This window comes from Polaribacter ponticola (assembly GCF_026191475.2).
In the GTDB taxonomy this organism is placed as follows: Bacteria; Bacteroidota; Bacteroidia; order Flavobacteriales; family Flavobacteriaceae; genus Polaribacter; species Polaribacter ponticola.
The window spans coordinates 543,825-556,238 of record NZ_JAOSLC020000002.1; the positions used below are offsets into that span (position 1 = coordinate 543,825).

Consider the following 12,414-nt stretch of genomic DNA (forward strand, 5'->3'; position numbering starts at 1 on the left):
CCTACCGAAAAGTAGGATGTTTTTATATTACTTTGTAAACAATAATTCTCTATACTTTGTTAAAGGCCATAAATTATCATCCACTAACGTTTCTAACTGGTCACAATGGTATCTAATATCAACAAAAAAGGGTTTTACTTTGTTGCAAAAATGTTCTGCTAGTTTTAAACCTAAAAGCTTATTTATTTTTATAATTTCTGCCTCCATTTTAATAACCAGTCCATTAATTTGAGTAATATGATTAGAAATAATCATAATTAACTCAATTTGCTCTTTGGCGATATTTTTATATTCATCTCCAAAAATTTCTTTTAAATTTTTTGTGTTTTCAAGTAATGTGTTTTGATATATAATCGCAGTTGGCACAACTTGATTTCTAGCTATATCACCTAAAACCCGCCCTTCTATTTGAACCTTTTTAGAATAAGATTCTAAATCAATTTCATAACGTGCTTCTAATTCTATCTTACTCATTACTTCCATTTCTTCAAATAAAGAAATAGTTTTATTTGAGACTTTAACTTTTAAAGCTTCTGGTGTTGCTTTATTATTACTTAAACCACGTTTTTTAGCTTCTTTTTCCCAAGCTTCTCCATAACTATCTCCTTCAAAACGAATTTCTTTAGAATCTTTAATATATTCTCTTAAAATATTAAAAACTGCTTCATCTTTTTTAAGACCTTTTTCATCAATTAAGGCATCTACTTCAATTTTAAATTCTTTTAATTGTTTAGCTACAATAGTATTTAAAATGGTCATAGGTATTGCGCAATTAGCAGATGAACCTACTGCTCTAAACTCAAACTTATTTCCCGTAAATGCAAATGGTGATGTTCTATTTCTATCTGTATTATCTAATAAAATTTCTGGGATTTTACCAATAATATTCAACTTTAAATCAGTTTTTTCTTGGGGAGATAATTTCCCTTTAGTAACATTTTCTAATTCATCTAAAACAGCCGATAATTGCTTTCCTATAAATACTGAGATAATAGCTGGTGGTGCCTCATTTGCACCTAATCTGTACTCGTTACTTGCAGATGCAATTGAAGATCTTAACAATTCTTCATATGTAAACACTGCTTTTATTGTGTTAATAAAGAAAGTAAGAAATTGTAAATTCTTCATAGGGGTTTTACCAGGACTTAATAAATTAATCCCTTTATCTGAAGATAATGACCAGTTATTATGTTTCCCAGAACCATTAATTCCTGAAAATGGTTTTTCGTGAAATAATACTTTAAATTTATGTCTTCGAGAAACTTTCTGCATCACATCCATTAACAATGAATTATGGTCTACTGCTAAATTTGCTTCTTCAAAAATTGGCGCAACTTCAAACTGATTTGGCGCAACTTCATTATGCCTTGTTTTTACAGGAATGCCCAACAACATACATTCTTGTTCTAAATCTTGCATAAAACTCATGGCTCTTGCAGGAATTGTTCCAAAATAATGATCGTCTAATTGTTGTCCTTTAGCTGGAGAATGACCTAAAAGAGTTCTACCTGTTAACTGCAAATCGGGTCTTGATAGCATTAAAGCATCATCAATTAAAAAAATTCTTGCTCCCAACCTAAAGTAGCATTTACTTTGTTTGCATTTTTATCAAAATATTTACAAACAGCTGTTGCATGTGTATCTACCGCTTGTAAAGCTCTTAATAAAGGAGTTTTATTATCTAATGCTTCACCAGTATAAGCTACAAAAATAGTAGGAATACATAAGGTTGTTTCATATATAAATGCAGGTGAGGTTGGATCCCAAGCGGTATATCCTCTTGCTTCAAAAGTATTTCTAATTCCGCCATGAGGAAAACTAGAAGCATCTGGTTCTTGCTGTACCAATTGTTCTCCATCAAACTTTTCCATGGCTAAACTACCATTTATAGATTCGAAAAAAGCATCGTGCTTTTCTGCAGTAGCACCAGTTAATGGCTGAAACCAATGTGTATAATGTGTTGCACCTTTAGACATTGCCCAATCTTTCATACTAACAGCAACTTGGTCTGCAATTTTTCTATCTATTTTAGTTCCATGTTCTATTGCATTCATTACACTTTCATAAGCAGCACGTGTAAGATACTGTTGCATAGCGTGTTTATTAAAGACGTTTTGTCCAAAAAGTGTTGACCTTTTTTCATTTTGTACTACTTTTATAGGACTTCTATGTAGAGTTTCTTGCAATGCACTGAATCTAATTCTTGACATATTACTAAAATTTTATGCTTTTTTTAATTTTAAACAAATATACCCTTTAGAAATTAGGGATAAAACTATTTTTTAATCATTTTTAATATTTTACCCCTCTTTTTTTTGATATAAAGTAAAAATATTTGATTTTTGCGGTAAGTTTATCATTACACAAATAATTACATAATTATGGCAAAAATTAAATTAGAATACATTTGGTTAGATGGATATTTTCCAACTCAGAACATGAGAAGTAAAACCAAAGTTGAAGAACATGAAAATTTTCAAGGAACTGTTGAAGAATTAGGACTTTGGTCTTTTGATGGCTCATCAACTAAACAAGCTTCAGGTGGAGCATCTGACTGTATTTTAAAGCCAGTTGCAATTTACCCAGATCCAGATAGAATTAATGGATACTTGGTAATGACAGAAGTTATGAATGCTGATGGAACTCCACACATTTCTAATGGGCGTGCAACAATTGAAGACGATGATAACGATTTCTGGTTCGGTTTTGAGCAAGAATATTTTATTATGGACTCTAAAACACAATTACCTTTAGGTTTCCCTGTTGGTGGTTATCCAGGTCCTCAAGGAATGTACTATTGTTCTGTTGGAGGAAAAAACACTTTTGGAAGAAGTTTTGTTGAAGAGCATGCTGATCTATGTATTGATGCTGGTTTAAACTTTGAAGGAATCAATCAAGAAGTTGCTTCTGGTCAATGGGAATTTCAATTATTTGCAAAAGGAGCTAAAAAAGCTGGAGATGAAATTTGGATTGCTCGTTATTTATTAGATCGTTTAACTGAAAAATATGGATGGTATATTGAATATCACCCAAAACCAATTAAAGGAGACTGGAATGGTTCTGGAATGCATGCAAACTTCTCGAATACAATTTTAAGAACTTGTGGTTCTGCTGAAAAATATGCAGAAATTTGTGAAGCTTTTAGACCAGTAACAAAAGAACATATTGCTGTTTATGGTGAGTTTAACGACCAACGTTTAACTGGTGATCATGAAACTGCATCTATAAACGATTTCTCTTGGGGCGTTTCTGATAGAGGAGCTTCAATTAGAATTCCAATTATCGCTGTAGAAAAAGGATACAAAGGATGGTTAGAAGATAGAAGACCTTCTTCTAACGGTGATCCATACAAAATTGCTGCAAGAATTATTAAAACAGTTAAGCCTGTTAAATAATTTTATAGTTATTCTATAAAAAACGCTAACAAATAATTGTTAGCGTTTTTTTTATCGATTTTTTTATAATTATTTATTATTACCTGGAGGAAATTTAGAAACTATTTCTTTTACAAACTCTTTAATTCTAGCTTCCTTTTTTTCAACATTATTAACTCTTAAAGCACCAGTGCCAATACCTTGCCAAACTAATTCTTTTTTTGATTTATCAATAAAATCAATAAAAAGTGTTCCTTCCGTATATTCATTTATATTCAAATCATTATTACGCATTCCTATCATCCAAGGACTTCTACCCCAACCAAAAGCATAACCGAAACTATTTCTATTTTGATTGATATTTACTTTTCTTCTTGATTTTGTAAAAATACTTACAAGCATATCTGGTTCATTTGATTTTCTTAAACCCTGAGCTAATAACTCTACTTCTATTGCTTTTAATACTCTTTTCTTATCTAAACTAGAAATATCTGCTTTATCAATACCAGGTTTATAAAATGCAAATGTTTTATATTTAGTAAAATCTACTTTAGTATCATAATCAGAAGCAACATTAATAGAACTACAAGACATTAATAAAATAGTACTAAATAATATAAATGATATTTTTTTCATAATAGTAATTTAAAAATGATTAGTATTCAGTATTATATAATTAACAATTACTATGCCATACTTTGCAAATTCTTAACAGTAAACAAAACATCATTAATAGTTAAATAAAGCATCATCAACCAAATTTGGAAGTGTTACTTTTAATTTATTTCCCCCTTTCATAGCTCTTTTAATTGCAAAAATAGCTTCATTATTTCTTGCCCAACTTCTTCTTGATATTCCGTTATTTACATCCCAAAAAAGCATTGATTTTAAACGTTTTGACGCTCCTTTACTACCGTCAAGAAGCATGCCAAAACCACCATTTATAACTTCTCCCCAACCAACGCCGCCTCCATTGTGAATTGAAACCCAAGTTGCGCCTCTAAAACTATCGCCAATTACGTTTTGAATTGCCATATCTGCCGTATAACGAGAACCATCATATATATTAGAGGTTTCTCTATAAGGTGAATCTGTTCCAGAAACATCATGATGATCTCTTCCTAAAACTACCGGACCAATTTCACCATTTTTAATAGCTTTATTAAAAGCTTTGGCAATTTTAATACGTCCTTCTGCATCTGCATATAAAATCCGTGCTTGCGAGCCAACGACTAATTTATTTTCTTGAGCTCCTTTTATCCACTGAATATTATCAGCCATTTGCTGCTGGATTTCTTCTGGAGAATTTTCTTTTATCTTCTCTAAAACAGCACAAGCAATTGCATCCGTTTTTGCTAAATCTTCAGGCTTTCCCGAAGCACAAACCCATCTAAATGGCCCAAAACCATAATCGAAACACATTGGCCCCATAATATCTTGTACATAACTCGGATAGGCGAAAGCTTCGCCACCAAATTTTGAATCACTTGCGGAACAAAAATTACCTTTATTATCTTTATGAACTGTTGCTCCCGCTCTACTTGCTTCTAATAAAAACGCGTTTCCATAATCGAAAAAATACGTTCCTTTATCTGTGTGTTTATTTATTGCTTTGGCGTGTCTTCTTAATGTTTCTTGAACTTTCTCTTTGAATAAATCAGGATTTTCTGCCATCATACTATTGGCATCTTCAAAAGAAATATCAACCGGATAATAACCTCCTGCCCAAGGATTGTGTAAAGATGTTTGATCTGAACCTAAATCTATATAAACATTTGCTTCATCAAACTTTTCCCAGACTTCTACAATATTCCCTAAATAGGCTATAGAAACTGTTTCTTTGTTTTGTTTTGCTGATTTTACTCTCGTAACTAATTCATCTAAATCGGTTATTTTTTCATCAATCCAACCTTGATCTAAACGAACTTGTGTAATCTTCGGGTTTACCTCAGCACAAACCGTAATACAACCCGCAATATTTCCTGCTTTTGGTTGCGCTCCAGACATTCCGCCCAAACCTGCAGTTACAAATAAACCTCCTTTTGGATCTTTTTTTATTTTTCTGAATCCGTTTAAAACGGTAATTGTTGTTCCATGCACAATTCCTTGTGGACCAATGTACATATAACTTCCAGCAGTCATTTGTCCATATTGAGAAACGCCTAAAGCGTTCATTTTCTCCCAATCGTCTGGTTGTGAGTAATTAGGAATTACCATTCCGTTAGTAACCACAACTCTTGGTGCATTTTTATTTGAAGGATACAATCCCATTGGATGACCAGAATACATTGTTAACGTCTGTTTATCAGTCATTTCTGATAAATATTGCATCGTTAATAAATATTGTGCCCAATTCTGAAAAACCGCTCCGTTTCCGCCATAAGTAATTAGTTCGTGCGGATGTTGTGCAACAGCATAATCTAAATTATTCTGAATCATTAACATAATAGATTTTGCTTGCACAGATTTTCCAGGGTATTCTGCAATATCTCTTGCTTTCATCTCATAATCTGGACGAAATCGATACATATAAATTCGTCCATATTTTTCTAATTCTTCAGCAAATTCTGGTAATAATTCTGCATGATGTTTTGCTTCAAAATAACGTAATGCGTTTTTAAGAGCTAACTTTTTTCTTCAGCAGATAAAATATCTTTTCTCTTTGGTGCGTGATTTATAGCTAAATCATACACTTTTTTTACTGGTAAAACAGCTGGAATTCCTTGTTGTATTTGCTCTTTAAATGTCATTACTAAACTTCTTTTGTATCTGTAAACAAATATATTTATTTTGGACTGATATTTGTTTATTTTACAATTAATGATTTTTATTTCTAAATATATTGTTCCAAAAGGGTTTGTTGGAATCACCTTATTTCCCTTTATCTTTCTAAAAAAGAGAGTGTTAAAAACGAACAAGATTTTAATCAATCATGAAAGAATCCATCTAAAACAACAACAGGAATTATTAATTATTTTCTTCTATATTTTTTACGGATTGGAGTTTTTAATAAAATTCTTCAAATATAAAAATGCATTTATTACTTATAAGAACTTAAGCTTTGAACGAGAAGCTTATATAAATGAAGCCAATTTTAAGTATCGAGAAAGTAGAAAATTTTGGGCTTTTATTAACTATTTATAATTGATAAAGAATTCTTGTTTATTTTAAGAAATTCGTAAATTGCGACATCAATTTTCTATAAATTTTACGAATGGAACAAATTACACCTTATAAACCAACATACAAAGTTAGAATTGTAACTGCAGCTTCGCTTTTTGACGGACATGATGCCGCCATAAATATTATGCGACGTATTATTCAATCTACCGGAGTTGAAGTAATTCATCTTGGACATGATAGATCTGTTGAAGAAGTGGTAAACTGCGCAATCCAAGAAGATGCAAATGCTATTGCAATGACATCTTACCAAGGAGGTCATAACGAATACTTTAAATACATGTATGATTTGCTAAAGGAAAAAGGTGCTTCGCACATCAAGATTTTTGGCGGCGGTGGCGGCGTAATTCTTCCTGAAGAAATTAAGGAATTGATGGATTATGGAATTACGCGAATTTACTCTCCAGATGATGGCCGTGAACTTGGTTTACAAGGAATGATTAATGATTTGGTACAACAATCTGATTTTGCTGTTGGAGATAAACTAAACGTAAAAATTGAAGATTTAGCAAAAAAAGAAATTGGAAGCATTGCAAGAACTATTTCTTCTGCGGAAAATTTTCCTGAAGTTGCCAAAGAAACTTTAGATGCAATTCACGAAAAAAATAAAAATTCTAAAACGCCTGTTTTAGGAATTACTGGAACTGGTGGCGCAGGAAAATCTTCTTTAGTTGATGAATTAGTTCGTAGGTTTTTAATTGATTTTCCAGGAAAAACTATTGGTTTAATTTCTGTAGATCCTTCAAAAAGAAAAACGGGCGGCGCACTTTTAGGTGATAGAATTAGAATGAATGCTATTAATAACGAGCGTGTTTATATGCGTTCTTTAGCAACACGTCAATCTAATTTGGCATTATCTAAATATGTAAACGAAGCGGTACAAGTTTTAAAAGCTGCTGAATACGATTTAATTATTTTAGAAACTTCTGGTATTGGACAATCGGACACTGAAATTATAGAGCATTCTGATACTTCTTTATATGTAATGACTCCTGAATTTGGAGCGGCAACACAATTAGAGAAAATCGATATGTTAGATTTTGCTGATTTAGTTGCCATCAATAAATTTGATAAAAGAGGTGCTTTAGACGCCATTCGCGATGTAAAAAAGCAATACATGCGCAATAACAATTTATGGGATGTTCATATGGATGATATGCCTGTTTTTGGAACTATCGCGTCGCAATTTAACGATCCAGGAATGAATACGTTGTACAAACGCATTATGGATAAATTGGTTGAAAAAACCAATGCAGATTTAAAAACGAGCATGGAAATTACCAAAGAAATGTCTGAAAAGATATTTGTAATTCCGCCAAGTAGAGTTCGTTATTTATCAGAAATATCTGAAAGCAATAGAGCTTACGACAAAAAAGTTGACGATCAAGTTATTGTTGCTCAAAAATTATATGGAATTCATCAAACAATTTTATCTGTCATTCCGAACGAAGTGAAGGAATCTTTCATTTCTAAAAACGGATTAGATAATGAAGAAATCCTGAAACAAGTTCAGGATGACAATCAACAATTTGCTAAATTGTTGATTGCACAATTCGAAAAAGTAAAATTAAATTTAGATCCACACAATTGGGAAGTTATTTTAAACTGGAACGATAAAGTAGCTAAATATAAAAATCCTATTTACACATTTAAAGTTCGTGATAAAGAGATTAACATAGAAACACATTCAGAATCGCTTTCACATTCTCAAATACCTAAAGTAGCATTACCAAAATACAAAGCTTGGGGAGATTTATTACGATGGAACTTACAAGAAAATGTTCCTGGTGAATTTCCATTTGCATCTGGATTATATCCGTTTAAAAGAACTGGTGAAGACCAACAAGAATGTTTGCTGGTGAAGGTGGTCCCGAAAGAACCAACAGACGTTTTCATTATGTAAGTTTAGGAATGGATGCAAAGCGTTTATCAACCGCTTTCGACTCAGTTACTTTATACGGAAACGATCCTGGAGAAAGACCCGATATTTACGGTAAAATTGGAAACGCAGGAGTTTCAATTTGCTGTTTGGATGATGCTAAAAAATTATATTCTGGTTTCGATTTAAGTCATGCCATGACATCGGTTTCTATGACAATTAATGGTCCTGCGCCAATGCTGTTAGGTTTCTTTATGAATGCGGCAATCGATCAGAATTGTGAGAAATACATCAAAGAAAACAAGTTAGAAAAACAAGTTGAGGCGAAATTTAAAGAAATTTACGATTCAAAAGGATTAGATAGACCAACATACCAAGGAGATTTACCAGAAGGAAATGACGGTTTAGGATTAATGCTTTTAGGATTAACAGGTGATTTAGTTTTACCTGCTGAAGTTTATTCAGAAATCAAAAAAACAACACTTGCACAAGTTAGAGGAACGGTACAAGCGGATATTTTAAAGGAAGATCAAGCCCAAAATACGTGTATTTTTTCTACAGAATTCGCGTTGCGTTTAATGGGTGATGTTCAAGAATATTTCATCGAAAAACAAGTTCGAAATTTTTATTCGGTTTCTATTTCTGGATATCATATTGCAGAAGCGGGTGCAAATCCTATTACACAATTGGCTTTGACATTATCAAACGGATTTACCTATGTTGAATATTATTTATCAAGAGGAATGGATATTAATAAATTCGGGCCGAATTTATCGTTCTTTTTCTCAAACGGAATTGATCCAGAATATTCAGTAATTGGTAGAGTTGCTCGTAAAATTTGGGCAAAAGCCATGAAAAATAAATACGGTGCAAATCCGAGAGCACAAATGTTAAAGTATCATATTCAGACTTCTGGACGCTCTTTACACGCTCAGGAAATTGATTTTAATGATATTAGAACTACGTTGCAAGCGTTATACGCAATCAACGACAACTGTAATTCTTTACATACAAACGCGTATGATGAAGCAATTACAACGCCAACGGAAGAATCTGTAAGAAGAGCAATGGCAATTCAGTTGATTATCAACAAAGAATTAGGATTGACAAAGAATGAAAACCCGATACAAGGTTCATTTATTATTGAAGAATTAACCGATTTAGTAGAAGAAGCTGTGTTGATGGAATTCGACAGAATTACAGAACGTGGCGGTGTTTTAGGCGCAATGGAAACCATGTATCAGCGTTCTAAAATACAAGAAGAAAGTTTGTATTATGAGACGTTAAAACATACAGGAGAATTTCCAATTATTGGTGTAAACACCTTCTTAAGTTCTAAAGGTTCTCCAACGGTTCAACCTGCGGAAGTTATTAGAGCTACTGAAGAAGAAAAGCAATTCCAAATTCAAACAAAAGAAAACTTAAACAAAGCAAATCCTGATAAAGTAGCTGCTCAAATTGCAATTTTACAAGAAGCAGCAATTCAGAATGAAAACTTATTTGACAAATTAATGGAAGCAACAAAGTTCTGTTCTTTAGGACAAATTACGGAAGCGTTATTTAAAGTTGGCGGACAGTATAGAAGGAATATGTAAGCAGAGAGAGCAAGTTTTTTTTATTTTTAAAAAACTTTACGAATCGCTTATTCTTGTAAAGACAGGAATCTCAATAAATTAAAAACCCACTCAAATTGAGTGGGTTTTGTTTTTTTTAAGAATAATCTTTTTTTAGTAAGTTTTCTTGTTTTTTCATCTTCAAATTATTCTCTTTACTTGCTTTTCTACCCTTTAAAAAGAAAAGGATAAAAAGAATCATTACAACCCCTAAATAGATAGAAAATCCGCCAATTTTACTACTTAAAACCTCAACTAAATCTTTATATTCTAGCAGACCAGAAATTTTAATAATTCTTAATGCAAAACCAATATTTAATAGGTAAAATCCTATTTTAAAAAGCTTATTTGTTGCCATTGCAATTTCTACTTTCTGATGAAAAATATCTAACATAAAAATTTTACTATTTGTAAATAAATGTTGAGATACCAAAGTTGTTAAACCGATTGCAATTGGTAAATAAATGATGTACGCAATTAATTCTAATGAAGTGTTCATAATTACTGATTTTAAGATTAACTTATAATTCCTTAGTCATTTTTCCTAAGTTGATTTTCTCTCCTTTTGTAAATTTAATTTCTCTAACCAAACTCATATCTTGCCATAAATATTTACTTCCTTTCAACATTTTAGTTTGCCTTATTCTTCTTTGAAAAACCCTAGATTCTTTTTTAGTTGCTTCTCTTTTAACACCCAATTCTCCATATAATTTAATTGCAGGATATTCAGAAAAATTCATTTTAAACAACGATTTAAACCACAACAATTTGCTACTATTTACTGCTAAAACACAAATATTTTTATTTACTTTTGAATTTACATTTAGTTTTGTTGCAAACTTTTCAAAATAAAACCCAGTTAAATCATCATTTAAAAACAAAGAACCAATTGGAGTAACTGTTGGCTGATTTTCTTCATTAACTGATGCTATAGAAACATGCATATTTGCACCAAAAGATTTGCTAAAATGTCTTCTTATTTTTTGCCAATTTTCTTCTAAATTAATCTTCATTTTGTTTGACTTTTAAAATGTTTATGAATTAAATACACATTATAAATATTGATAAAATGTAAACTTGCAATTATGAGTAAAATGTAACTTAACCTTGTTGAAATTTCTAAAATCATTTCTGTTGATGTATCAATTTCTCTCATGAAGTGTAAACTCCAAACTGCTAAACCAAGGTTTAATAAATAGTAAGCAATTCTTAATAATTTATTAATTCCGTTGCCAAAATTAATTTCATTTGGGAAGTAACTTAAGATGTAAACTTTTCCGTTTTTATAACACCAATTTCCTACTAGAATTACAATTGTACTCGATATTAAAATATAGCATATGTAAGTTATTTGGTTCATAATTCTTTATTAATTGATTCTAATATGTATGTCCAAAAAATGGATAGTAAAATAGGTATAGAAACTAAAAGAATTATTAAAGGGATGCTTTTTCCTCCATCATTATAATTGCTAGAAATCATAAAACCTATTAGAAAATAAAATCCAACTATACTTATGTAGGTTGCAATTTCTTTTTTTCTATTCAATTTATATCTTTTTAAAAATATAAGAGAAATTAAAAATGATACTAATTGATAAATACCTAATACAAAAGCGATATACAATGCATAAACAAAAATTTCATTTTGTATAATTGAAATCAATAAGACTAATACAAAAGGTAGCATTATTAATCTGTTAATCCAGTTTGATATTTTAATCGTATTTTTCATAGTTTCAGAAATTATTGAAAGTTTATAATCAAATTTTTTTACTTTTTTATTGCTTTGGTAAAGTTGGATAATAACCAATGTTCATCTGCTTTTATAGCTTTATCTAAAATATTATTTACAGTATTTGTTACCTTAGATAAATCTCCAAGAACTTGTTTAAATTGTTGAGCTTCATCAGAATTATCATCAACTTGTTGCAACTCTTCTAATACTTTTAAAACAGGTTCAATTTCTCTTTTCTTACGCTCTTTGGTAATTTGTTTAAACAATTCCCAAATATCTTTATCAGCAATAAAAAACTCCTTACGCTCACCAACTACAAATTCTTTATTTACAATTCCCCAATCTATTAAAGCTCTCACATTCATGTTTACATTTCCTCTAGAAATTTGTAAAGTTTCCATAATATCTTCCGCAGAAAGAGGCTTTGTAGAAACTAATAACAACGCATGTACTTGTGCCATTGTTTTATTAATACCCCAAGAAGTTGCTAAACTTCCCCAAGTATGAATGTATTTTAATTTTGCCTCATCTAATTTCATACAGCAAATATACAATATCTTTTTAAACTTTCAATAATTACTGAAAATAAAATAATTTATTATAATTGATAGATGTATTATCTTCCAATAAA

General features: G+C 30.9%; 7 protein-coding genes and 3 pseudogenes. 2 read left to right on the forward strand and 8 right to left on the reverse strand.

What is annotated here, in order from left to right:
* Positions 1 to 27 precede the first annotated feature (27 nt).
* A pseudogene (locus N5A56_RS02880) lies at positions 28 to 2,210 on the reverse strand (glutamine synthetase III family protein).
* Between the two features lie 171 nt (positions 2,211 to 2,381).
* Here N5A56_RS02880 and N5A56_RS02885 point away from each other — a divergent pair.
* Positions 2,382 to 3,395: a glutamine synthetase beta-grasp domain-containing protein gene (locus N5A56_RS02885; RefSeq protein ID WP_265726687.1), complete on the forward strand. Its 1,014-nt coding sequence runs from the start codon at positions 2,382 to 2,384 to the stop codon at positions 3,393 to 3,395.
* Positions 3,396 to 3,464: 69 nt separating this feature from the next.
* On the opposite strand, the gene N5A56_RS02890 is transcribed toward N5A56_RS02885, so the two are convergent.
* Positions 3,465 to 4,010, reverse strand: a complete 546-nt coding sequence (locus tag N5A56_RS02890; RefSeq protein WP_265726686.1) for a DUF4136 domain-containing protein — start codon at positions 4,008 to 4,010, stop codon at positions 3,465 to 3,467.
* 93 nt (positions 4,011 to 4,103) lie between these two features.
* Positions 4,104 to 6,124: pseudogene (locus N5A56_RS02895) on the reverse strand (urocanate hydratase).
* Positions 6,125 to 6,588: 464 nt separating this feature from the next.
* Between N5A56_RS02895 and N5A56_RS02905 the strand changes: the two are divergent.
* A pseudogene (locus tag N5A56_RS02905) lies at positions 6,589 to 10,028 on the forward strand (methylmalonyl-CoA mutase family protein).
* Between the two features lie 115 nt (positions 10,029 to 10,143).
* On the opposite strand, the gene N5A56_RS02910 reads toward N5A56_RS02905, so the two are convergent.
* Genes N5A56_RS02910 through N5A56_RS02930 form a run of 5 tightly spaced genes read right to left on the reverse strand, consistent with a single transcriptional unit; the run spans position 10,144 to position 12,322 of the window.
* The gene (locus N5A56_RS02910; RefSeq protein ID WP_265726682.1) at positions 10,144 to 10,545 is read right to left on the reverse strand and encodes a hypothetical protein; all 402 of its coding nucleotides are present in this window, start codon (positions 10,543 to 10,545) and stop codon (positions 10,144 to 10,146) included.
* Positions 10,546 to 10,567: 22 nt separating this feature from the next.
* Positions 10,568 to 11,059: a hypothetical protein gene (locus N5A56_RS02915; RefSeq protein ID WP_265726681.1), complete on the reverse strand. Its 492-nt coding sequence runs from the start codon at positions 11,057 to 11,059 to the stop codon at positions 10,568 to 10,570.
* Positions 11,056 to 11,406: a hypothetical protein gene (locus N5A56_RS02920; RefSeq protein WP_265726680.1), complete on the reverse strand. Its 351-nt coding sequence runs from the start codon at positions 11,404 to 11,406 to the stop codon at positions 11,056 to 11,058. The genes N5A56_RS02915 and N5A56_RS02920 overlap by 4 nt, the downstream gene beginning before the upstream one ends.
* Positions 11,403 to 11,780: a hypothetical protein gene (locus tag N5A56_RS02925; RefSeq protein ID WP_265726679.1), complete on the reverse strand. Its 378-nt coding sequence runs from the start codon at positions 11,778 to 11,780 to the stop codon at positions 11,403 to 11,405. Before N5A56_RS02925 ends, N5A56_RS02920 begins: the two co-directional genes overlap by 4 nt.
* A 38-nt stretch (positions 11,781 to 11,818) precedes the next feature.
* Entirely contained in the window at positions 11,819 to 12,322 is a 504-nt protein-coding gene (locus tag N5A56_RS02930; protein WP_265726678.1) for a GbsR/MarR family transcriptional regulator, read from the reverse strand.
* Positions 12,323 to 12,414: the final 92 nt, after the last annotated feature.

Excerpts from the sequence above, each read along its gene's own strand:
- N5A56_RS02925 (WP_265726679.1), bottom strand. The coding sequence starts at position 11,780 with ATGAAAAATACGATTAAAATATCAAACTGGATTAACAGATTAATAATG.
- N5A56_RS02930 (WP_265726678.1), bottom strand. The coding sequence starts at position 12,322 with ATGAAATTAGATGAGGCAAAATTAAAATACATTCATACTTGGGGAAGT.
- N5A56_RS02910 (WP_265726682.1), bottom strand. The coding sequence starts at position 10,545 with ATGAACACTTCATTAGAATTAATTGCGTACATCATTTATTTACCAATT.
- N5A56_RS02915 (WP_265726681.1), bottom strand. The coding sequence starts at position 11,059 with ATGAAGATTAATTTAGAAGAAAATTGGCAAAAAATAAGAAGACATTTT.
- N5A56_RS02885 (WP_265726687.1), top strand. The coding sequence starts at position 2,382 with ATGGCAAAAATTAAATTAGAATACATTTGGTTAGATGGATATTTTCCA.
- N5A56_RS02890 (WP_265726686.1), bottom strand. The coding sequence starts at position 4,010 with ATGAAAAAAATATCATTTATATTATTTAGTACTATTTTATTAATGTCT.
- N5A56_RS02920 (WP_265726680.1), bottom strand. The coding sequence starts at position 11,406 with ATGAACCAAATAACTTACATATGCTATATTTTAATATCGAGTACAATT.